Source organism: Pontivivens nitratireducens, from assembly GCF_014235845.1.
Classification (GTDB): Bacteria; Pseudomonadota; Alphaproteobacteria; order Rhodobacterales; family Rhodobacteraceae; genus Pontivivens; species Pontivivens nitratireducens.
This window is the reverse complement of sequence record NZ_JACJUQ010000025.1, coordinates 1-21,231: the sequence shown is the minus strand read 5'-3', so window position 1 is coordinate 21,231 and position 21,231 is coordinate 1. Positions and strand designations below refer to the sequence as shown.

Below are 21,231 nucleotides of genomic sequence, written 5' to 3'. Positions count from 1 at the left end.
GTAGCTAGAGGATGTAAACGCACACAAAATATAGAATCAAGTTCGGGCGGAGCGGCGTGAGGCTTTCAGGTCTTCAGAAGGTATTGTGGGTGTTGGCGGGCGCGGCGGCGTTCGTTTTCATCTGGCTGTTCCAGTGATCTAACTATTTTGCCGCCCGGCGTCGAGACTCGACGGGTGAACTATCGGAGGTACCGTGAAAAGTTAGTTGAGGACTTACCTTTAAACAGCGTTAGCCTATAAGCGCGACACCATGGAGAGCGGGTCAAATTTGTGTTCGACGCAGAAAAAAGACTGTTTTGCAGGAAGCCCAAACGAGCATCGCTGTCGCCTAGCTATTCGGAGTCTTGTCTGGGCCTACTGTTTGAGGGGTGACGGCATCGCAACGCGTTCGAGAACAGCACGTTGCAGCAACTTCCCGAGACTGAGCGCGAAGAAAAAAGAGGTCAGAATATGCGTATAACCTTGGCAGGGTATCAGGGATTGCTTGTCAGTCTCGCACTCTTTCTTGTTTTAGTGGCAAGCCCTGTTCGCGCCTTGGAATCCAATGCGTATCGTTCCGAAGTACTGACGGCGCGCTTGATCGTCGCGGAAGCAGGAATCGCCCCGGGATCGCAGTTCCTTTCGGCGGGTTTAAAGATTGAACTGGAGGAAGGATGGAAAGCGTACTGGCGGTCGCCCGGCGAGGTTGGCCTGCCGCCGGAGATCGATTGGAAGGGGTCCACAAACCTTGAATCCGTCGACATGCTTTGGCCCGCACCCACGCGTTTCCGCGCCTTCGGAATTGAAAATTTCGGCTATGCCAAACAAGTAATATTTCCATTGCAGTTGCGGCTTGCGAACTCTGATAGAGCGGCCGAGCTGAAGGGACTCGTCGATCTGCTGATCTGCTCCAATGTGTGCATTCCGGAAAGGTTTGAATTGACACTCCCTGTGCCATTGGGAACGGGCGTCGATGCGAAAGCCGCGACCGATATCGCGACATGGGCCGCTCGCGTACCTGTTGCAGGGCCAGAAAGTGCAATAGCGGTCTCGGGCGCATCGCTGAAGCAGGATCAGGCATTGGTTGTTCAAATGACGCGGCCTTCTGGCTGGAACAATCCCGATCTTTTTCCAGAGTTTGGTGCAGGCTCTGCATTCGGCGCACCCGACATCCGCCTTACAAGTGATCGCACCGGTCTCTGGGCAAGTATCCCGATTCTCGCGTTAAGCGAGGAACAAACCTCCCTTCGAATTACGGTCGTAGACGAAGATGTCGCGGTTACATTCGATGATGTGAACACTACCGACGTTATACCTGCGCCACCTTACGCATCCGAGACCAGCCAAGATAGGGGTCAGTTTTTCCCGATTCTCTTGCTGTCCTTCCTAGGAGGGTTGGTACTGAACGTAATGCCATGCGTCTTGCCAGTTCTATCGATCAAATTCGGATCGGCGCTCCGAATGAAGAATCGCTCCGTTTCACAATTGCGCGCGGGGTTTCTCGCTACGGCTGGGGGAACCGTTGCTTTCATGTGGGTGCTGGCCTTGGCGGTCATAGCGCTGCAGACGCTCGGATATGCCGTTGGGTGGGGTGTGCAGTTTCAGAATGCATATTTCCTGATCGCACTCATACTCGTTGTGGGACTCTTCGCGGCAAATTTGTTTGGAGTTTTTGAAATTTCTTTGCCCAGCAGCTGGATGGTTAGGCTATCTGGCCGCTTTGGGCAGGGGTATGCCGAAGACTTCTCCACCGGCGCTCTGGCTGCGATACTTGCAACGCCGTGTTCCGCCCCGTTGCTGGGGACAGCCATTGCCTTCGCCCTTTCTGGCACGACAGGCGATATACTTGCGGTTTTCACAGCAATGGGGATTGGGCTTGCACTGCCATATATTCTGGTTGCCGCTTGGCCTGGTTTCCTGTCCCGACTGCCCAAACCGGGACCCTGGATGATAAGCGTGAAGATCGTTCTCGGATTGCTGCTTGCCGGAACCGTTGCATGGCTATGCTGGGTCTTGATTGGTGTGACGTCGCCAACCCTCACAGGCCTGGTACTGCTGGGTCTTGGGCTCATCGTACTGGCGGCGAGAGCCTATCAGGTTCAGCCTCGTAACGGTTTGCTGTGGGGAATGACTGCGGTTTTGGGCATGACATTGGCGGCCCCTGCACTGCTGCCAAAAAGCTCCGATGATGTAACAGACTCGATCACTTCTTACTGGGTCGAGTTCGACCGGTCCCGGATTGCGCGTGAAGTGTCGCAGGGCAAAACTGTATTCGTGGACGTTACTGCGGATTGGTGCATCACTTGTAAAGCAAACAAAACCCTGGTCCTGGATCGTGAACCAGTTTTAGGAGCACTTGGCGAAGAAGGAGTGATTGCGATGCGCGCGGATTGGACGCGACCGGACGCGAAAATCCAATCCTATCTCGAGGCGCACGGCAGATACGCAATTCCGTTCAACATCGTCTACGGTCCAGATGCGCCTGAAGGCATCATTTTATCTGAATTGCTATCCGCGGATGCCGTTCTCGAAGCGCTGTCGGCTGCCAATCTCAGCGGCGTCGGAAAACGATGAAAAAGCGCCTGCATTGCTCCAGAGATGTGGAACCTGCAATGGTTCAGTTTCAGGTGAAAAGAAAGCTGTTATGTATCTGAGATCTCGTGGCCCCAATCTATTTTTTGATCCGGTCCAATCGGGCCGTGGCGGCGGCACGCGTAGGGTCCGTTTCCGGAAGGCTTTCGGCCAAGCTGCGCGCTTTGTCGGCGGCGTTCTGGGCAGCATCAAAGTCACCCAATACACTGTACGCTTCTGCAAGCCGTAGCCATCCTTCAAGATCGTCTGGGTCGTCTGCCAATCGCGCCGCCAGGCGGTCAACCATGGAGCGGACAAAAGCGCTGCGCTCCTCGACTGACATATCCTGTGCGGCCTCGACATCGGCCGCACGGGGGCCACGCGCGTCCCGAGAGTCCGGAAAGAAATCTGCTAGGGCGACAGGGTTCTCTCCGATCTGTTCCCCCAATCGGTTGGCGACAGACAGGAAAAGCTCCATCCACGGATAGGCGCGATCCGCTCTCTCGAGACGCTCGATCAAAAGCGCCCTCGCTTCATCTGGAATCCCGTCCTGTTCGAGGATCCGGGCCCTATAGAAAATTGGGCCTGGATCATCAGGGTCCATCGCCGATGCACGTTCGATCACGCTTTCCGCTTGCGGCGTCACGATCCCGTTCTCGGCTGCGATCAAGGCCTCGGCATATAGCAACAGGGTTGAGATATCTGCATTGTCGCGGAAAGTGACGCGTTCGAATGCATCGGCGGCATCATCGTAACGAGCCATACGCATATAGGTCTGACCGAGCAGAACCCAACCATCACTTGGTCCACCAGACTCGTCTGCTTCAAGCCGGGTTTTTAGTCTCTGGGTCAACTCTGAGAGGTTTGCGGCTTGCTGGGTTTCAGATGCGCGAGACGCCAGAGGCTGGCTTTCGATCTGTGGCGAGCCGATTTGAGAATACAGAGCGAAGGCTACCAAGGGCGTGGCAATGGCGGACGCGAAGATGGTGCTTCGCCCACTTGCGCGCGACGACTCACGTGTCGCAAGCCGACCGGCAGCCAGAATGCGGCGTTTGATTTCAACCCTGGCCGCTTCGGCCTCGGTAACGGATATCAGATTCCGCTCTTGATCAGTATCAATTTCGGAAAGCTGATCCTTGAGGATAACCAACGCTCCATCCTTTCTGTTCAGGACTTCACCCGTTCGATAGAGACCGGACAAGAACAGAAGGACAGTGATGGATGCCATAGCGCATAATACCAACCAAATCATGGGTCTCTCCGTCCTTCATTTTCATGAAAAATGGCTTCGAACTCACGCTCTTCATCGGGGCTCAGTGGATCAGCAGTGCCATCAAGAACGGCCCTGCTTCGGCGCCTGATTGTGACAAAGACAACGCCAATCCCAGCGGCAAAAAGAACCGCTGGTCCGAACCACAACAGATACGTGGCGGGTTTCAGGCGCGGCCTGAACAGGACGAAGTCACCATATCGATCTACGAAAAACGCAATGATCTCGTCATTTGTTTCACCTGCAATCAGACGTTCGCGCAGCAAGGTGCGCATCGTTCGGGCAACACCCGCATTTGAGCTATCGATATCCTGATTCTGGCAGACAACGCAGCGTAGCTGCTTTGAGAGCTCCCGGGCGCGCGACTCAAGCACTGGATCATCCAGCAACTCATCTGGCTCCACAGCCCATGCCGCGGTTGTTGCGGCAAGCACCAGCACCAGTGAATAGAGCCAACTCTTCATGATTGACCACCTGCTGCGGCCAACGCAGCACGAATTTCATCCTGTGCCTCTGGCGTCACAATGGGACCAACGTAGCGATAGACTACGATACCGTTTGCATCGATCACAAACGTCTCAGGCACCCCCGAAATACCCCATTCGATACCGACCCGGCCCTCGCTGTCTGATCCGATCCTTTCATAGGGGTTGCCAAGCTCCTCCAGCCAGTTTGCGGCATCTGCTGGTTTGTCCATGTAGTTAATCCCCATCAGCCGAATACCGTCTTGTTCAACAAGCCTGGTTAGCACCGCATGCTCAGCACGACAGGGCACGCACCATGAAGCGAATACATTGACCAAAACCGGCTCGCCAATGCTACGAAGAGCTGCGGTCGACAGTCCGGGTGTCTGCGTGCCCTCTACCGGTGGAAGTTCAAAGTCCGGAACTGGTTCGGAGACCAAAGCGGAAGGGATTGCGTTTGGATCTCGGGCCGGGTTTAGCCCCCAGAACAAAAATCCACCCAAGATCACTGCGACCAGCGCTGGCATCGCGAGAAGGATTTTCTTCATCATATCATTCCGCCGGTCGAAGCGCTGACGACCGGCTTTTTGGCGACGGCGCACCCACCCGCAATCTGCGGTCCGATAGCGAAAGGGACCCGCCAAGCACCAGCATCGTCGCTCCGATCCATATCCAGTTGACCAGTGGCTCGTAGAGAACGCGCAAATTCCACTGGCCCGACGCCGTATCGGCCGCGGGCTCACTGATGGTGACGTAGAGATCTCCGGTGAGCGTTGATCTGATTGCAGATTCGGTTGTTGAAGTCCCCGCGACCGGATAGCTTCTGCGCTCCGGACGAAGAAGCGCAATCTCCCGTCCATCTTTCAAGACGCGAAGCTGGCCTTGTTGTGCGATGTAGTTTGGACCACGCAACCGTTCGACGCCGTCAAATACTACCTCAAAACCGGCGATTTCTACGGTCGTCCCCGGTTCTGCGAAAAGAACACGTTCTTCTTTCCAAGCAGTTGAACCTACGAATCCAAGCACAAGCATTGCAACGCCGAGATGCGCGAGCGTCATACCGTGCGCAGCGCGCGGCAGGTTTCGTGCGCGACGCAGAGACTGTGAAAGCGGTAAATTAAAGAGCTTGATGCGCAGCGTCCATTCGCGCAACGTCGCAAAAAAAACCCAGGCTGCAATCCCTATCGAGACCACGGCAAGCAGGGGCCCGTCTGTCTGAAGGTACCAAACGATCCCCGCAATACCAATCGCGATACCAAAAACCCAGCGCAGCCGCTGCCAGATACCGGGAAGATCGGCCCGTTTCCAAGACAGGAATGGGCCAACTCCCATTATAATGACGAGCGGCAGCATGAAAGGGATAAACGTCGCGTTGAAATACGGTGGTCCTACAGAGATCTTTTCTTCAGTCACCGCTTCCACAAACAATGGATAGAGTGTTCCAAAAAGGACGGTCGCCGTTGCGGTCGCGAGCAGAAGGTTGTTGAGCAAAAGCCCGGCCTCGCGGCTGATTGGCCGAAAGACGCCACCCGATCCAAGCTGAGGCGCGCGCCATGCGTAAAGTGTCAGTGAGCCGACAATGGTCACGCCAAGAAGGCCGAGAATGTACACGCCGCGCGCCGGGTCGACCGCGAACGCGTGAACGGATGTCAAAATGCCGGACCGGACGATAAATGTCCCCAGAAGTGACAGCGAAAAGGTCAGGATGGCCAAAAGAATGGTCCAGCTTTTGAACGTGTCCCGCTTTTCCGTGACGATAGCGGAGTGCAGGAGTGCTGTACCCAGCAGCCATGGCATGAAGGATGCGTTTTCAACCGGGTCCCAAAACCACCAGCCGCCCCAGCCAAGTTCGTAATAGGCCCACCAAGAGCCGAGTGCGATCCCCGCAGTGAGGCTGATCCAGGCCGTCAGAGTCCAAGGCCGCACCCAACGCGCCCATGCGGGATCCACCCGACCCTCTATCAGAGCCGCGACCGCAAAGGAGAAGACGATCGAGAAGCCGACATACCCAAAATACAAGAGCGGGGGATGCATCGCCAACCCGATGTCCTGCAGCAGAGGATTAAGGTCTGTGCCATCCAGAGGCGGCGGAAACACCCGCTCGAACGGATTGGATGTAAAGAGCATGAAGCTCAGGAAACCGACGCTGATCCAGGCTTGAACGGATAGAGTTCGCGCTTTGAGACCAACCGGAATGTTTCTGCCCAGCAGCGCGACCCCAGCTCCGAAAAGTACGAGAATAAGGGTCCAGAGAAGTAGGGACCCTTCGTGACTGCCCCAGGTGCCCGCAAACTTGAAGATCATCGGCTTCAGCGAGTGGGAATTCTCCACCACGTTTCGAACCGTGAAGTCACTGACAACAAATGATCGCATGAGTGCGCCGAATGCCATGGCAACCAACACCAGCTGCAGCGCGGCTGTCGTCTTGGCACTTTCCATCCAAAGCACGCGCCCCGTGCTTGCCCCGACAATTGGCAGGATGCTTTGAACAATCGCGACGGCAAGCGCCAGGATAAGTGCGAATTGTCCGATCTCAGGTGTCATTTTGCGTTCTCCTGAGTAGCGCTTCTGCATCCGAGCCGGACAAGGTTTCTGCATTGGGGGAATTCAGCATGATCATCGTTCATCGTTCATCGTTCATTCTAGTGAGATCATATCGCGACATTCTCCACTTTCCGCCTGTGTTCGCTTCTGTGAATCGCAAACGGGATGGGGGTGGGCGGAAAACCGAGTGGGATGAAGTTCTTTGTGCGTGCATGCCGTGAGCAGAATCCGACAGTTGATTCGCGTTGTTTGTAGTTCCTGCAGTCGCTGTAGGTTCAAGCGTTATTTTAGACTGATACCTTAATAAATGACTCATGCTTGCAGTGCATCTGCGTAGCAGCTTTATATCTGCAGGTCCGTTTTCCGCAGGCGTCGGATTTAGCGGAACTTGCCGTTGCCTTCCCTCGATGGCCACCCGTAGGGTCAGACGAAGCAGCGAAACATTGAGTGACGGCAGGTTTTGAAGCGCTGAATAGAGAGCATTAACTTCACAGGTGCGTGACGTGCTGCCGCAGGGCAGGAATCACGCTTGAACCTACAGTAGCTAGAGGATGTAAACGCACACAAATTAGAGAATCAAGTTCGGGCGGAGCGGCGTGAGGCTTTCAGGTCTTCAAAAGGTATTGTGGGTCCTTGCGGGCGTGGCGGCGTTCGTTTTCATCTGGCTGTTGCTGTGGTTGGACTACCGTGCCGACCTTGCCCGAGCCGAGAACGAACCGCCGTTTTTTGCTGACTTCGAACTGACCGATCATCGTGGCATGGTTCAAACAGCGGAAGATTTCGAAGGACGCTGGATGTTGGTCTTCTTCGGTTTCACCAATTGCCCCGACGTCTGTCCGACGACACTGTCCGAGGTGGCGGCCGTGATGGAGGGCTTGGGCGATGAGGCGGCAATGGTTCAGCCGATTTTCATAACGGTCGATCCCGAGCGGGATACGCCGACGGCACTTGCGGAGTATGTGCCGCTGTTCGACGCAGGGATCATCGGGCTTACCGGCACACCAGAGCAGATCGCCGCGACATCCGAAACCTTTCCGATATTCTTTGAGCGGATCGAGCAGGCGACTGCGCCGGGCGGTTACACGATGGGTCACACGTCGCATCTTTTCCTTTTCGACACGCAAGCAGGCTTCGCGGACTCCTGGCCCTACGGCACGCCCGCCGAAGAGATCCTCGCCGATCTGAGAGAGAGGATCTGATCGTCATGACCCGACTTTCCGGAGAGACGGCCCTCGGGCTGGCCTGGATCATCGCGCTCACCGCGTCGCTTGCAGTGCTTTTCATCGGCGAGGTTCTGGGGCAGACACCTTGCGTGCTTTGCTGGTTTCAGCGTGCCTTCATGTTTCCCTTGGCCATCATCCTCGGGCTCGGGCTCTGGTGGCAGGACCGGCGTGTGGGTCGCTACGGGATCGCGCTGGCCTTGGGCGGTGCCGCCGTCGCGTTTTGGCATATGGGCCTCTATGTTGGGCTGGTCCCCGAGCGTATCCAGCCCTGCACGGCGACCGGTCCCTCTTGCATCGATGACAACCAGTTGGTCCTCGGCGTACCGATTCCGCTGATGGCGCTTGTCGCCTTCGTGGTGATCGGGCTGCTGTCGGCCGTCTCACTGAAGGAAACACAAGAATGAAACGACGCGGCCTCATCCTGTCCGTTCTCGCGCTCGGTGTCGCCGGTTTCGGCGGCGCGGCCTGGTATGCCACCCGCCCCGACCCGATTGCCGCGGCCGATCCCATCGACCCTGAATTGGCCGATGCGCTGATCCGGCCCTATTCCCCGATCCTTGGACCTGTGGATGCGCCCGTAACCATCGTTGAGTTCTTCGACCCGGCCTGCGAGGCATGCCGCGCTTTCTATCCGGTCGTCGAGGATATCATGGCGGAGCACGGAGACGCGGTGCGTGTTGTAATCCGCTATACGCCGTTTCACGGCGAGGCGTCGGTAGAAGCGATCCGTGTGCTCGAGGCGGCGCGCATGCAGGACGTGTTTGAACCCGTGCTCGAGGCAGTCTTGCGAGAGCAGCCCAGATGGGCGTCTCACGGGACCCCGGCACCCGGATTGATCCTTGAGATTGCCGCAAGCGGAGGTCTGGATGTCGAAGCTGCCCGGACACAGATGCTGGCCCCCGGTGTTGTGGCGGTGCTCAACCAGGACCGCGCCGATGTCGAGACCGTCGGGGTCCGCCAAACGCCCACGTTCTTCGTGAACGGCAAGCCTCTCGATCCGTTCGGTGAGGCCGAATTGCGGAGCCTGGTGGCAGTGGAAGTTGCGGCAAGCCAAAGCTGATTTGCGGAAGCAGGAGAAACGAGTGGTGAAGAAGTTGAGATATACCAATGCATTGGCCGTGCTTTTGACGGTTGTAGGGCTGTCGGCCCCTGCACTGGCCGGTTCGGAGGATGTCGTGGTCGAAAACGCGTGGTCCCGCGCCTCGATCGGCGTCAACAGGCCAGGTGCCGCCTATATGACCGTGCGCAACACGGGTGAAGACGCCCTGACGCTGACCGGCCTTGCGACACCACTGGCCGTGATGCCCCAAATCCATGAGACGAAAACCAACTCCGATGGCGTCAGTTCCATGGCGCCTGCAGGCGAGATCACGATTGAGCCCGGCCAAAGCGTGGCATTGGAGCCGGGCGGGCTGCACGCCATGCTCATGAAGCTGCAAGAGCCGATGATCGAAGGCGAGACCTTCCCGCTGACACTGGCCTTCTCGGACGGTGGCGAAGTGACTGTCGAGGTCCCAATTCTGGGGATCGCCGCGCGCGGGCCGGAGAGCTGATGCAGCGTCGGCATGTGGTCCAATACGGTGCAGCCGGTGTAGGCGCTGTCGCTCTGATGCTCGGCTTCGGTTGGTGGCGGGTGGATGGTCCCGGAGCACCAAAACCGGCCAGCCAAAGGCCTCTCCCCCTGTCGGCGATGGAATTCCGGCTGACCGACCACGAGGGAAATGAGGTAGGGCCTGGCACCGTGATCGGTCGTCCGACAATGGTGTTTTTTGGATTCACCTACTGCCCGGATGTCTGCCCCACGACGTTATCGGACATCTCCGGCTGGCTTGAAGATCTCGGAGACGAAGCCGCGCAGATGAACGTGGCCTTCATCACGGTCGATCCAGCGCGGGACACGGTCGATGCCATGGCCGAATATGTCGGCTATTTTCATCCAGCCATTCGGGGCTGGACGGGGCCGGAAGACCAGATTGCCCGCGCCGCAGAAGGGTTTCGTGCCTCATTTGAGCGCGTCCCGACTGAGGGCGGCGGCTATACGATGAACCATACGGCAAGCGTATTCCTGTTCGATGCCGAGGGTGAGCTCGTCACCATGATCGACTATCACGAGCCAAGAGAATTCGCGGTGCCAAAGATCCGGCGCGCACTGACAGAAGACGTAGAGGGAGCAACATGAAGATAAGAACTGTCTTGGCGAGCCTAGCGGTCGCAGGCGCATTTTCGGTGACCGCCATCGCCATCTCTGGCGTTCCGTCCAAAGAACCGGTGCCTCGCGCGATTGCTGAAGCGACCCTCTGGACTCCCGATCCGCTCGCGCCGCCTCGGATTGCCGAAACCAATTCGGTCCGCCCTACACTCGCCCAGGCAGATGTCGCATTCGAGTTCAGACCCGTGCCCCTCCTGCCCGTTTCCCCCGCTGATACCTCCTTGCCATCTATCGAGCCCCCGCTGGTCACCTGGTCGCGCGAGATTGCGTCTGGCGAGACGCTTGATGCGGTCCTTTCCGATGCGGGGCTGGAGGCTTCGGATCGCGCCGAAATCGCCTTGGCGATTGGCGCGGAATACGATCTGCGCCGTCTGCGACCGGGTCACATCATTACCGTGGTTTCCACAACGGACGACAACCCGCGTCGTGTAGAACTTGCCGTCGAAGACGGTGTCCGGATAGAGGCGGTCTTCGGCGAACAGCTTGCCGCCCGCGTGTTGGAGCCGGACCTCGAATTGGTGACTTTCGCGGGCGAGGCGGTGATCGAGAGCTCGATTTTCGCCGCCCTGGACACGGCAGACATCCCCGCCCGTTTTGCGGTGGACCTGGCGCAGATGCTGGGCGGCACCGTCGATTTCCGTCGTGATCTTGCGGGTGGCGAGACGATGCGCCTCCTTTGGCGCGAGGCCCGAGACGGGAACAAGAGGATTGGTCAGCCCGAGCTTGCCTTTGCCGCACTGGATATCGATGGCTCGGTCTATGAAATCGTCTGGCCGAACGACGGCAGCGGCCAAGCGACGATCTATGTCGACGGAGAAGTCCTGCGCGTGTTCGCGCAACCGGTCGAAGGTGCACGGCTGAGTTCAGTCTTCGGCCGTCGCACCCATCCGGTCTACGGCAATGTACGGATGCACACAGGGGTCGACTTCGCGGCGGCGCGTGGCACGCCGATACAGGCGACGGCGCCGGGCCGCGTGAGCTTCATAGGTCGACGCGGAGGATATGGTCGGGTCGTCGAGATCGCACATGGCTCCGACACCCTGACGCGCTATGCGCATCTGAGCGCTGTACCGGACGGCCTCACACAAGGGCAACACGTGATGGCTGGAGATATGATCGGTCGCGTCGGTGCGACCGGCACCGCGACCGGGCCTAACCTGCATTACGAAGTTCTGGTGAATGGTCGCCCAACCGATCCTCTCTCAGACGACCGACTGGCAGAGGCGGCCGAGCGGGATGCGGATGACACGGCTGCACTTGAGCGATTGGCTGAGGCACGCTCGCTACTGGCCGAGAGGCTCACCAGCGAATTTGTGCAAACAACAACCGAAAGGCTTTAATCCATGAAAAGACTGGCTTCCGCCCTTGCAGTCACGCTGGCGTTGTTTCCCGCGGCGCAAGCTGTCGCCGATGCGATCCAGATTGATGTCCGGAAGACAAACGGCTGCGGCTGTTGTCTGTCCTGGATGAAGCATCTCGAGGAAAGCGGATTCGCGCCGACAGGCGAGGACATGTTCGGGGGATCTCTTGTGCGCTTCAAACTCGACAATGGCGTGCCTCAGCGCATGGTCTCCTGCCATACCGCTTTGGTCGACGGCTACGTGATCGAAGGTCATGTACCGGCATCAGACATTCAGCGTTTGTTGGATGAACGTCCAGATGCAGTGGGGCTGGCGGTGCCGGGAATGCCCTATGGCTCGCCGGGCATGGGACCGGAGGATGATCGTGAGGCTTATGACGTCTTCCTGATCCGCGGCGATGGATCGACCGAGATCTTTAGCAGCTATTCGGCCGCTGACTGACGTATCGGCGAGACCTCAGCGCTTGGAACCCTTCTCCCCAATTACCCTTGGCTTTCTAGGAAGTCTGGCCGCCGGGTCGCTGACAGCGGTCGGGGCGATCCCAGTTCTTTTCGGGCGCATCCCATCCCGGGCTACACGCGATCTGCTACTTGGCTTCGCAGCGGGTGTCATGCTCGCTGCATCGTTTTTCTCGCTGATCATCCCGGCTCTCGACGCAGCCGAAGGACAGTTCGACAACGGTGCTCTGCCGGCGGCCATCGTTTGTGTCGCGATTCTGCTTGGCATGGGCGCGGTCGCTCTGATGAACGAACGGCTGCCGCATGAGCATTTCAAGTCGGGGCGGGAAGGCCCAGACTCTGCTTCGCTGCGCCGCGTCTGGCTCTTCATCATTGCGATCACGATCCACAATTTCCCCGAAGGACTCGCCGTTGGTGTCGGGTTCGGGGCTGACGGTCTTTCTGGTGGCTTGCCGCTTGCGATTGGCATTGGGCTGCAAAACGCTCCCGAGGGTCTCGCCGTAGCGGTCTCATTGCTTGGTGAGGGGTATTCCAGGCGCCGTGCGTGGGGGATTGCCGCCCTGACAGGTCTTGTCGAGCCAGTAGGTGGGCTTCTTGGGGCTGGGATCATCAGCATCTCGCAGCCGCTGTTGCCATGGGGCCTCGCCTTCGCCGCCGGGGCGATGCTCTACGTCATCAGCCACGAAATCATTCCCGAAACCCACCGTTCCGGCCATCAAAACAGGGCGACACTCGGTCTCGCGGTTGGCCTCGTGATCATGTTGTTTCTCGATGTTTGGCTGGGAGGATGAGATGAAACAGTCCCATTTCCAAGGTTTCATTGCGGCTGGAACTGCTTTTCTTGTCGATCAGGTGACAAAAGCAATTGTCGTCGCCAATGCGGCAGATTTGAGCGCCGGAATTCCGGTCTTTCCCGGTTTCAATCTCATCTACCTGCGCAACGATGGCGTGACATTCGGACTACTTGCTGGTGCGCCATGGTGGAGCCTTACGGTATTGGCCCTCGCCATCTGCGGGTGGTTGACGGTCATGCTGGTGCGAGCCGCCAGCCGGGTTGAGGTCATCGCCTATGGTGCGATCATCGGTGGTGCGCTCGGCAACGTCTTGGACCGCCTGCGCTATCGCGCGGTGACAGACTTCCTTGATTTTTACATCGGGTCGGCGCACTGGCCTGCCTTCAACATGGCGGATGTTTTCGTGGTCGGCGGGGTGATGCTGCTGCTCATAGCTCCTTGGTTGAGCGCCAAGTTTCAGAATGGCACATGATGACGGGTTTGGCGCACATGTCTGTCTGGGGCCATTACATTCCTCTGCGTTCCGGAATTAGTTTTGTGGCGGGCGGTTTGACGGTTTTAGCCCTTCCGCCGTTCTCATGGCTCATCGCCGTTCCGGTTGCCTTCTCGGCGCTCTTTCTCATACTCCGACAGGTTTCCACAGCGCACGCTTTCTTCATCGGCTGGGTCTTCGGAATTGGCCAGTTCGGGTTCGGAATCGCTTGGATCGCCGAGAGTTTTTACGTCGATGCCGAACGTTTCGCCGCGCTGGCGATCCCGGCCGTCGCGGGGTTGTCAGCGGGCCTAGCCATTTTCCCGGCCATGGCTGCGGCGCTCTATGCCGTCATCGCGCAGCGCAGACCCCTCGGGAGCATTGCCGCAAGTCTGCTTCTCGCAACCTGCTGGGTGGCGACGGAATGGTTGCGAGGTCATGTCCTGACAGGTTTTCCGTGGAACTTGGCCGCTTATGCTCTGGTCGATCACGCCGCGCTGCGACAGCCGGCAGCCTGGGTCGGAAGCTACGGGTTGAGCTTTCTCACCGTCCTTGTCGGCGTCATGCCGGGAGCTGCGTATTCCGCCGTGCCACGTCAACGGTCAGCCGTTCTGGTGTTGTGCGCGATGGCCATCATAGGACTCTGGGGTGCCGGTACGTTCCGCCTTGGATCAGAGGCGCCCTTGCCTCGCGTCGACCTGCGCATCGTGCAAGGCAACGTGCCGCAACGGGAGAAATGGGCGCCCGGAAACCGGGACGCGACCCTTGAGCTCTACCTCGACCTCTCATCTCGTCCCGGCAACGTCGATCTTCTGCTTTGGCCGGAGACGGCCTTTCCCGGTTTTCTCGACGAGGACGCGGCAGCCCGTGCCCGGATCACCGGTTCTCTGCCCGAAGGTACGCTGCTTCTGACGGGAGTGCCCGATCGAGTGGAGAGCGATGCGGGTACCCGCTATTTCAATACGGTCCAGGCCTATGACAGCAGCGGGGAAATACTGACCGGATATGCAAAGCATCATCTCGTGCCGTTCGGGGAATACGTTCCCTTCCGGGGCTGGCTGCCTTTCGCACGGCTGACCGAGGGATTGGGCGATTTCACGCCCGGACCGGGACCACGCACGCTCCCGCTCCCGGGTACGCCGCTGGTCGCGGTCGCGATCTGCTACGAGATAATCTTTTCGGGCCACGTGGTCGATGATCTTTTCCGCCCCGACTGGATATTCAACGCCACCAACGATGCCTGGTTCGGAACCAGCATCGGGCCCGAGCAGCACCTCGCGGCCGCGCGCATGCGCGCGGTCGAAGAAGGTCTTCCCGTGGTCCGCGCGGCCAACACCGGGATATCCGCGATCATCGACGCCAATGGAGATGTCGTCGCGCGTCTCGATACCGGGGAAACAGGCGTCATTGACGCCAGCCTGCCCGGCGCGCGCGCTCCCACGCCCTACGCACGTTTCGGCGACTGGACAATACTGGTGCTTATCGTTGCGTCTTGGAGCCTGGTCTATTCTTTCGGCTTGATCCGACGACGTCTCGATGCGGAGCATTTAAGAATGGAGGAATGGTGATGCTGGTACTCGCGGGTTTTGTCGGAGGTGCGATCTGGGGTGGCTATCTGGCGCGGCGGCGGAAAGGAAACCGCCTGGATATGCTTCAATATGCGACAAGCTTCGGCATTGCCTTCGGCCTCCTCGCCTTTTTCGCCTCGGTGATCCTGTTGCGCATCACGTCCTGAAAATGCTTCAGCATCGGCAACGAATTGAAACGACTGTTCAACATATTGCTTTACACTTTCCTGGCGGCCTGCGCAGCGGGATTGGCCGTTTCCGGTACCGTCTACTTTCTGCTGCGTGCCTCCGTTCCCGACTATGACGAGGACTTCAGCGTTGCAGGCATAGATAGCCCGGTCGATATCCTGCGGGATTCTTCATCCTTACCGCACATCACGGCGGGGTCCGCCGAGGATGTCTATTTCGCCATCGGCTTCGTTCACGCGCAAGACAGGCTCGGTCAGTTGTTGAGGGCAAGGCGTGCAACGAAAGACCTGTTGCCACTGGAGCCGACGAGCGAAATTGACTCTTCGACATCCGATGCGCTCGAAGCATACGCCGCCGGTGTCAACGCGTGGCTTGGGCTGGTTTCCGAAGGCGGGCGCGGCAGGGGCTCACCCGAACTGTTGATCGCTGACGAGAGAATGATAGCGGCCTGGAGACCTGTCGATAGCCTCAGAATAGCCCATGCATTTTTGAGCGATCTTCGACCCAAGAGCCGGCAAGAATTGTCAGTCTCGTCAGATTTGCAGGTCCCGTCAGATCGCCCCGTCACACCCGAGTTGTTTGCGACCCCGCCCGAAGTCAGCCTCAATGCTTGGGCGCTGTCCGGCGACCGAACGGCCACAGGGGCACCAATTCTCGCCGCGGACATCGTTGGCCCTTTGTCGCTCCCCTCTGAATGGTACCTGGCGGATCTTCAGCTTCCGACAGGGGCCGCGATTGGCGCCACGTTGCCGGGCGTGCCGTTCGTTGTCATCGGCCGCAACGAGCGCGTCGCATGGGCGTTTCGATCAACTCCCCAAAAACCCGTCAAAGAGCCAGAAGCTCCTACAGGCAGGAGTGCTGGCGATTATCTGATGATGCTTGACCGTCTCGCGAGGTCAACCGATGCGAACAACGCCCTTAGCGGAACCTCCGAAATGTTATCGGCCGGAATGGAGGTTCTAGCGATCGACCGTGAAACCTTGGCCCGCTGGCCCGAAAGGGAGATCGAGCGCCCTGCATCGTTTCGAGACGCCCGTTTGGCTGTGCTTGATGATCGACAGCTGATATTCTCGGTCGAGGGCGCGATTGCGGTTCAACGCGACACTGTCAGCGCAGCCGCACGCGCCCTTCTTCCTCTGATGGCAAAAGAGCTTTGGTTCGTGAGGTCCGCAAGCGGCATCGAAGAGACCCGCACCGAAAGGCTTCGCAACGAAATACTGGACAGGCTTGCGCAATGGAATGGCGACATGGATCGCTATTCACAGGAGCCGCTCGTGTTCTGGGCATGGGTCAGTGCTTTGCAACGACGCATTCTTCAGGACGAATTTCCGGCGGCGAAAGAGGTTTGGACCAGACCGAATCCCGATTTCCTTTACGCGGTCCTTTCCGGTCGCGACAGGAGCGAAGTCTGGTGCGACATCCGCCCTTCCGCACGCACAGAAACCTGCGAAGATCAGGTTCGAGCGGCTCTGGATGATGCCCTCGGCTGGCTGGTCGACCGCTACGGATCCGATCCCTCCGACTGGTCCTGGGGTGAGGCGCATACTTTGAACATGCAGTGGTCGCCGATCAGACCGGGCGGGATGGTGAGCGACTTGTTGTCTCTCGAAGCACCAACGCCGGGCGATCCCTTTACTCTGATGTCGACAGTATTTGCATCTTACGATGATCGGCCATTTGTCTCCGATGCGGGCACCAACTTTCAGGCGGTCATGTCGCTTTCGGACGAAAGCGGTTCCTATTTCATCACGCCCGCCGGTCAGTCCGGGCACCCTCTCTCAAGGTTCTACGAAAACCTCTTTCCGAAGTGGATGCAGGGTAAATACATAATGATGAGCACGGATCTGTCCTTGGCCCGCGGTGGTGCCGCAGGAACATCTCGACTGTCACCCAAATCAGAGGACAGCTCGAGTACGAAAGAGGATAGGAGCCAATGATCACGTATCTCATCCACTACGATCCGTTTGGCTATGCGATTTCACCGGTGTGGTTTGTTTCCGTCGGATTGGCCGCATGGCTCTACATGCGCGGCCTCGCGCGATCCTCTCGCATTCTCGGAAGGATTACTGTCTGGCGACAGGTTCAGTTCTTCACCGGCATTGCCTGCCTCCTCGTCGCCACGAACGCGCCCCTGGCCCCGTTGGGACACAGTCTCTTCTCCCTGCACCAGGTGGAGCATCTTCTTCTCCGCCTTGCCGGACCGCTGCTTTTCGCGGTGTCCCAACCATGGCGCATACTGCAAGCTGGTCTGGCAAGAGAATGGCGACGGCACCTCAATGCGCTTGGCAATCGTGGCATCGTGCGGTTCATGGCGCATCCCGCGATCGCCACTGCCTTGCTTGTTGCCGCGCTATACGTTTGGCAGGTTCCTGTCCTTTACGGACTTGCGCAGCGCGTTGCGGCGATCGAGATGCTCGCGCACCTGTCGATGGTGTTGGCAGGGATCTGGTATTTCGGCATGCTGTTCGACCCCAGGGATCCGCCTGATGGTGCGCGGCGAGGGGCGCGGCTGATATCCGGTTTTGTAGTGATCGTTTCGAATATTTTTCTGGGCGCCCTCACGACGCTAAAAGAGGTGGGTCTCTATGCGTCCTACCAAACGGCAAGGAACAGTAGCGGACTTAGCGCCTTGGCTGACGAGACGATCGGTGGCTACACAATCTGGGTCCCGTCCTCGATGGTTTTGATTGCGGCAATTATCCTTGTGCTGAACGGCTGGAACGCGGCGGAAGTGCGCCGATGGAACACCCGATACGAGTTGATGCGGGGTTCGAATGTGGCGGCGCTCGAGTTTCCGGAAACCGCCGCGGAGTTGCGTCTGAAAGTGGAAAAGCCAAATCGCGACATGGGCCGAACACTCGCTCTGGGCGCATTCGCCATGTTCTCGATTGTCATGATCACGCTCGTGACGATCGTCTACGCGCTCTGACGATCGACAAAAATTCAGGGTAGCGCCCACGGCATGTCCCAACGACCGGAAACTTCGGCCAGCAGTCAGTCGTAAAGAGAGGATTAGGTACGCACCACCTCCGGCTCACCTGGGTACGAAAGATCAATTGGCGTTTGGCGCCAGAGTTCGAAACCAGCGCTCAAGTCTCGTCCCGGCGTTTGACCGCTGGCATCGCCTCCATCGTCGTCGTGACGTCCTCATTGTTGCGAGAGCCCGCTGTGTCGCTATTCGTGGTTCCGGAATTGCTTCAGCGCTTGTTCGAAGGCCTCCAGCGTGGTCGTGCTGACGTGATGCTCGATCCCCTCCGCATCGCGTTCCGCAGTCTCTTCGTCGATTCCCAGGCTGAGTAGAAACTCGACGACGATCCTGTGCCGCCGGCGGCAGGCCTCGGCCAACTCCCGACCGGCATCCGTGAGGAATATGGCGCGATAAGGTTCCCGCCGCACCAGGCCAGCAGCTTTGAGCCGCGAGATGTTCTTGGTCACGGTCGGCGGTTTCACGCCAAGTCGTTCTGCAATCTCGACCGGTCTGGCCTCCCCGCGCGTCTCGATGAGTTCCGCGATCAACTCGACGTAGTCCTCCGCCATTTCGCTCTCATGCGCCTGACGCACGGTCGCAAACCCCTCGGCCTGTGCTTCGGGAGCTCTGTCGACAGTTTCAAACGGTTCACGCCCATGTGATTGCAGCTTTGTCATACTTGGGACTTTGCAGCGAAACAGCGGGATTGACAACTTGTTTGCTGAGGGTAGATAAGTTAGCCATGTCTAACTTTTGTCTCTGGAGGTTATGGTGATACGAAATTTCCTGGGAGTGTTGCTCGCCACGTTGGCCAGTGTGCTCGTCCTGTCCGGACCTGTGGCCGCAACACCTGCTAAGGAGACCCCCTGGCTTCCCGAGGCGGCGGCCTACCGGCTGACGCTCTTTCTTGGAAATCTCGAGCCGTTGCCCTGGGATGATATTGAGACCGCCTGGAGGGAACCCTACCGGGGTTCGGAATTCTCCATCGGTGCCCTGGCGTGGGTGGATCGCGAAAGCGACATTGACGCTGCCCAGCTTCTGAACGCGATCACGCATGAAGACCGGCAGGCGGTCTTTGCCGAGGCGACGCGGCTCATAGCGCTCAGGATCGAAGAGGAACTGAACCGGGCCGTTGCGGTCGAAGACCCGGCGCATGCGCAGCAGGCCGTACGGACAGCTCGCGAACTCTATCGCGCGTTTGAGGACGGCATCGCCGCGGCGGAGCGAGACGCCGCGAGGCAAATCGGCCTTGCCTGGCTGGAGTTGAACAGCAGTATGGGTTCCGCCGGGGTCCTGGGCGCGGGCGTCACATCCGCTGATCGCAACACGATGGTGGCCGCGCGCAGGGTCATCTCCGACTACCTCGCGGAAAACTATATCATTGACGATTTTGCTCGGCGTCAGACGCTGAGCGCCTTGCCGGAAACTGCGATACTCAGCGGTCGCGCCATCGAGGTACCGCCAAGCCTGCCACCGGGCTCCGACATTTTCGATCAGGACCCGTTACCACTGCTCGTCCTCAACTTCGAGGAGCAGGGCATCGACGAGACCGATCTGCCGCTCGTGGCCTACGGCGACATGCTGTTCGACAGCGCGCAAATCTTCGGAAGCCCGGCGCGCGATCTCGGTCTCGCCTGCTCGACCTGTCACAACCGCTCGGACGTCAACCAACGGCTGTTCATTCCGGGTGCCAGCCACCAGCCGGGCGCGATCGACGTCGACGGCGCCTTTTTCAACCCGATCTTCAATGATCGGCGTGACGACCCGCTCGACATTCCGAGCCTGCGCGGTCTGCGCTTCACCGGGCCCTACGGCCGCGATGGTCGTTTCGCCTCCCTGCGCGATTTCACCCGCAACGTGATCGTCAACGAGTTCGGCGGGAAGGAACCGACGCCCTTCATGATGGACGCTCTCGTCGCCTACATGCTCGAGTTCGACTTCCTGCCGAATTCCATGCTGACGACCGATGGCCGCCTGACCGACACGGCCCAAGAGGCCGCCCGGCGCGGCGAGGAGATCTTCAACCGGCCCTTCGCCGGGCTCGGCGATCGGTCCTGCGCCAGTTGCCACGTGCCAGACGCGAACTTCCTCGACCGGCAGGCCCACGACATCGGCTCCGTTTCGCCAGCCTATGAAGGTGCCCGTGCCGGTGCGCTGGACACGCCCACGCTGCTCGGCACGGCCTATACCGCCCCCTATTTCCACGACGGGTCATTGCCGACGCTGGCCGCCGTCGTGGACTGGTTCGACGAGACGAAATCGCTTGGGCTTACCGAGGAAGACCGCGCCGACCTAACCGCCTATCTCGAGACCGTTGGCGCGGCAGACGAGCCCTATGAAGCCTTCGACACCGAGAACACCGCTTTCCGGCTGGCATTCGCCGAACTGACGACCTTCGCCTCGACAATCGATACGCTACTGCCGCGGCGGGACGCGGAGCATATCCTGCTGCTGACCGACACCGTGGCCGCGGACCTCTCGGCGGACGCCCGGTCGTCGCCCGCGACACGATTTTCCGGTTCGAGTTGAACCTGCGCGAGTCGCTGATCCTCGGCATTGTCGGCGCGGGCGGGATCGGCTTTTACATCCAGACCTACGTGCGCTCTTTCCAGTATGACAAGGCGGCCAGCGTCACGATTGCCGTCGTCGTCATGGTCATCGCCATCGAAGCCATCAACGTTGCGCTGCGCCGTCGCTTCACCTGACGATCAGGCATAGATGTCGATGGGGGTTCCGTCCCTGACCATGGCGTAGATTTCCTCGATCTGCCGGTCGGTGACAGAGATACAGCCCGCGGTCCAGTCGCGTACATTCACAGGGTCAATCCCGCGTCTTGGGCCGCCATGAATGAAGATGTCCTTTCCCGGAGATCGGCCTTGCGCCTCCGCGAACGCGATGTCGGCCTCATTGGGATATGAGATGCCGATGGAGAGGTGGAAGAGGCTGTCCGGGTTGCGCCGGTCAATCGCGTAGGAGCCCTCCGGCGTGCGGCCGTCCCCTTCGAACTGCTTGTGGCCTTCGGGCGCGAAGCCCAATCCGATGGGATAGGTCCGCAAGACATCATCCGCGCCGTCCAGAACCAGCTGTCGCGTTGCCCTTAAATCTGAGACACGACGCGTTCGGGGATATTTTTTGCCCTTAATTATGAGATTCGACTGCTA

General features: G+C 59.0%; 22 protein-coding genes. 16 read left to right on the top strand and 6 right to left on the bottom strand.

What is annotated here, in order from left to right:
• The first annotated feature begins 402 nt into the window (after positions 1-402).
• Positions 403-2,553 carry a protein-disulfide reductase DsbD family protein gene (locus H1S03_RS16485; RefSeq protein ID WP_240910498.1) on the top strand — a complete coding sequence of 717 codons (2,151 nt, stop codon included), beginning with the start codon at positions 403-405 and terminating at the stop codon, positions 2,551-2,553.
• Positions 2,554-2,650: 97 nt separating this feature from the next.
• On the opposite strand, the gene ccmI is transcribed toward H1S03_RS16485, so the two are convergent.
• Genes ccmI through H1S03_RS16465 form a run of 4 tightly spaced genes read right to left on the bottom strand, consistent with a single transcriptional unit; the run spans position 2,651 to position 6,828 of the window.
• A complete protein-coding gene (ccmI, locus tag H1S03_RS16480; RefSeq protein WP_166195173.1) occupies positions 2,651-3,802 on the bottom strand; it encodes a c-type cytochrome biogenesis protein CcmI in 1,152 nt (383 codons plus the stop codon).
• Positions 3,799-4,284, bottom strand: coding sequence for a cytochrome c-type biogenesis protein (locus tag H1S03_RS16475; protein WP_166195176.1), 486 nt, complete (start codon positions 4,282-4,284; stop codon positions 3,799-3,801). Before H1S03_RS16475 ends, ccmI begins: the two co-directional genes overlap by 4 nt.
• A complete protein-coding gene (locus H1S03_RS16470) occupies positions 4,281-4,835 on the bottom strand; it encodes a DsbE family thiol:disulfide interchange protein (RefSeq protein WP_430700923.1) in 555 nt (184 codons plus the stop codon). The genes H1S03_RS16475 and H1S03_RS16470 overlap by 4 nt, the downstream gene beginning before the upstream one ends.
• A 1-nt stretch (position 4,836) precedes the next feature.
• On the bottom strand, positions 4,837-6,828 hold the full coding sequence (locus tag H1S03_RS16465) for a heme lyase CcmF/NrfE family subunit (RefSeq protein WP_166195178.1): 1,992 nt from the start codon (positions 6,826-6,828) through the stop codon (positions 4,837-4,839).
• Positions 6,829-7,451: 623 nt separating this feature from the next.
• On the opposite strand from H1S03_RS16465, the gene H1S03_RS16460 reads away from it, so the two are divergent.
• The 13 genes from H1S03_RS16460 to H1S03_RS16400 are packed head-to-tail and all read left to right on the top strand — an operon-like array spanning position 7,452 to position 18,031.
• The gene (locus H1S03_RS16460) at positions 7,452-8,027 is read left to right on the top strand and encodes an SCO family protein (RefSeq protein WP_221892748.1); all 576 of its coding nucleotides are present in this window, start codon (positions 7,452-7,454) and stop codon (positions 8,025-8,027) included.
• A 5-nt stretch (positions 8,028-8,032) separates the two neighbouring features.
• Positions 8,033-8,455 (top strand): disulfide bond formation protein B, encoded by a 423-nt coding sequence (locus tag H1S03_RS16455; RefSeq protein ID WP_108895398.1) that lies wholly within the window; start codon positions 8,033-8,035, stop codon positions 8,453-8,455.
• Positions 8,452-9,111: a DsbA family protein gene (locus tag H1S03_RS16450; protein WP_166195182.1), complete on the top strand. Its 660-nt coding sequence runs from the start codon at positions 8,452-8,454 to the stop codon at positions 9,109-9,111. The genes H1S03_RS16455 and H1S03_RS16450 overlap by 4 nt, the downstream gene beginning before the upstream one ends.
• A 22-nt stretch (positions 9,112-9,133) precedes the next feature.
• Positions 9,134-9,604: a copper chaperone PCu(A)C gene (locus H1S03_RS16445; protein WP_430693254.1), complete on the top strand. Its 471-nt coding sequence runs from the start codon at positions 9,134-9,136 to the stop codon at positions 9,602-9,604.
• The gene (locus H1S03_RS16440; RefSeq protein WP_166195188.1) at positions 9,604-10,230 is read left to right on the top strand and encodes an SCO family protein; all 627 of its coding nucleotides are present in this window, start codon (positions 9,604-9,606) and stop codon (positions 10,228-10,230) included. The genes H1S03_RS16445 and H1S03_RS16440 overlap by 1 nt, the downstream gene beginning before the upstream one ends.
• On the top strand, positions 10,227-11,600 hold the full coding sequence (locus tag H1S03_RS16435; protein ID WP_166195193.1) for a M23 family metallopeptidase: 1,374 nt from the start codon (positions 10,227-10,229) through the stop codon (positions 11,598-11,600). The genes H1S03_RS16440 and H1S03_RS16435 overlap by 4 nt, the downstream gene beginning before the upstream one ends.
• A gap of 3 nt (positions 11,601-11,603) precedes the next feature.
• A complete protein-coding gene (locus H1S03_RS16430) occupies positions 11,604-12,062 on the top strand; it encodes a DUF411 domain-containing protein (protein WP_166195198.1) in 459 nt (152 codons plus the stop codon).
• Positions 12,063-12,084: 22 nt separating this feature from the next.
• Positions 12,085-12,870: a ZIP family metal transporter gene (locus H1S03_RS16425; protein ID WP_166195201.1), complete on the top strand. Its 786-nt coding sequence runs from the start codon at positions 12,085-12,087 to the stop codon at positions 12,868-12,870.
• A complete protein-coding gene (lspA, locus tag H1S03_RS16420; RefSeq protein WP_185805241.1) occupies positions 12,851-13,345 on the top strand; it encodes a signal peptidase II in 495 nt (164 codons plus the stop codon). Before H1S03_RS16425 ends, lspA begins: the two co-directional genes overlap by 20 nt.
• 17 nt (positions 13,346-13,362) lie before the next feature.
• Positions 13,363-14,913 carry an apolipoprotein N-acyltransferase gene (gene lnt / locus H1S03_RS16415; RefSeq protein ID WP_249777975.1) on the top strand — a complete coding sequence of 517 codons (1,551 nt, stop codon included), beginning with the start codon at positions 13,363-13,365 and terminating at the stop codon, positions 14,911-14,913.
• Complete coding sequence (locus tag H1S03_RS16410) at positions 14,913-15,080, top strand: hypothetical protein (protein ID WP_088652261.1); 168 nt, start codon at positions 14,913-14,915, stop codon at positions 15,078-15,080. The genes lnt and H1S03_RS16410 overlap by 1 nt, the downstream gene beginning before the upstream one ends.
• Before the next feature lie 24 nt (positions 15,081-15,104).
• Positions 15,105-17,039, top strand: a complete 1,935-nt coding sequence (locus H1S03_RS16405) for a penicillin acylase family protein (protein WP_166195213.1) — start codon at positions 15,105-15,107, stop codon at positions 17,037-17,039.
• Entirely contained in the window at positions 17,036-18,031 is a 996-nt protein-coding gene (locus H1S03_RS16400; protein ID WP_166195216.1) for a cytochrome c oxidase assembly protein, read from the top strand. The genes H1S03_RS16405 and H1S03_RS16400 overlap by 4 nt, the downstream gene beginning before the upstream one ends.
• Positions 18,032-18,276: 245 nt before the next feature.
• On the opposite strand, the gene mntR is transcribed toward H1S03_RS16400, so the two are convergent.
• Positions 18,277-18,747 carry a manganese-binding transcriptional regulator MntR gene (gene mntR, locus H1S03_RS16395; protein WP_166195219.1) on the bottom strand — a complete coding sequence of 157 codons (471 nt, stop codon included), beginning with the start codon at positions 18,745-18,747 and terminating at the stop codon, positions 18,277-18,279.
• Positions 18,748-18,862: 115 nt separating this feature from the next.
• On the opposite strand from mntR, the gene H1S03_RS16390 reads away from it, so the two are divergent.
• On the top strand, positions 18,863-20,599 hold the full coding sequence (locus H1S03_RS16390) for a cytochrome c peroxidase (protein ID WP_347339240.1): 1,737 nt from the start codon (positions 18,863-18,865) through the stop codon (positions 20,597-20,599).
• On the top strand, positions 20,596-20,775 hold the full coding sequence (locus H1S03_RS16385) for a PhnE/PtxC family ABC transporter permease (protein ID WP_249777974.1): 180 nt from the start codon (positions 20,596-20,598) through the stop codon (positions 20,773-20,775). Before H1S03_RS16390 ends, H1S03_RS16385 begins: the two co-directional genes overlap by 4 nt.
• Before the next feature lie 3 nt (positions 20,776-20,778).
• Here H1S03_RS16385 and H1S03_RS16380 read toward each other — a convergent pair whose 3' ends face one another.
• Entirely contained in the window at positions 20,779-21,216 is a 438-nt protein-coding gene (locus H1S03_RS16380; RefSeq protein ID WP_430700924.1) for a L,D-transpeptidase family protein, read from the bottom strand.
• Positions 21,217-21,231 lie beyond the last annotated feature (15 nt).

Excerpts from the sequence above, each read along its gene's own strand:
- ccmI (WP_166195173.1), bottom strand. The coding sequence starts at position 3,802 with ATGATTTGGTTGGTATTATGCGCTATGGCATCCATCACTGTCCTTCTG.
- H1S03_RS16475 (WP_166195176.1), bottom strand. The coding sequence starts at position 4,284 with ATGAAGAGTTGGCTCTATTCACTGGTGCTGGTGCTTGCCGCAACAACC.
- H1S03_RS16470 (WP_430700923.1), bottom strand. The coding sequence starts at position 4,835 with ATGATGAAGAAAATCCTTCTCGCGATGCCAGCGCTGGTCGCAGTGATC.
- H1S03_RS16465 (WP_166195178.1), bottom strand. The coding sequence starts at position 6,828 with ATGACACCTGAGATCGGACAATTCGCACTTATCCTGGCGCTTGCCGTC.
- H1S03_RS16455 (WP_108895398.1), top strand. The coding sequence starts at position 8,033 with ATGACCCGACTTTCCGGAGAGACGGCCCTCGGGCTGGCCTGGATCATC.
- H1S03_RS16450 (WP_166195182.1), top strand. The coding sequence starts at position 8,452 with ATGAAACGACGCGGCCTCATCCTGTCCGTTCTCGCGCTCGGTGTCGCC.
- H1S03_RS16440 (WP_166195188.1), top strand. The coding sequence starts at position 9,604 with ATGCAGCGTCGGCATGTGGTCCAATACGGTGCAGCCGGTGTAGGCGCT.
- H1S03_RS16435 (WP_166195193.1), top strand. The coding sequence starts at position 10,227 with ATGAAGATAAGAACTGTCTTGGCGAGCCTAGCGGTCGCAGGCGCATTT.
- H1S03_RS16430 (WP_166195198.1), top strand. The coding sequence starts at position 11,604 with ATGAAAAGACTGGCTTCCGCCCTTGCAGTCACGCTGGCGTTGTTTCCC.
- lspA (WP_185805241.1), top strand. The coding sequence starts at position 12,851 with ATGTTTGGCTGGGAGGATGAGATGAAACAGTCCCATTTCCAAGGTTTC.
- lnt (WP_249777975.1), top strand. The coding sequence starts at position 13,363 with ATGTCTGTCTGGGGCCATTACATTCCTCTGCGTTCCGGAATTAGTTTT.
- H1S03_RS16410 (WP_088652261.1), top strand. The coding sequence starts at position 14,913 with ATGCTGGTACTCGCGGGTTTTGTCGGAGGTGCGATCTGGGGTGGCTAT.
- H1S03_RS16400 (WP_166195216.1), top strand. The coding sequence starts at position 17,036 with ATGATCACGTATCTCATCCACTACGATCCGTTTGGCTATGCGATTTCA.
- mntR (WP_166195219.1), bottom strand. The coding sequence starts at position 18,747 with ATGACAAAGCTGCAATCACATGGGCGTGAACCGTTTGAAACTGTCGAC.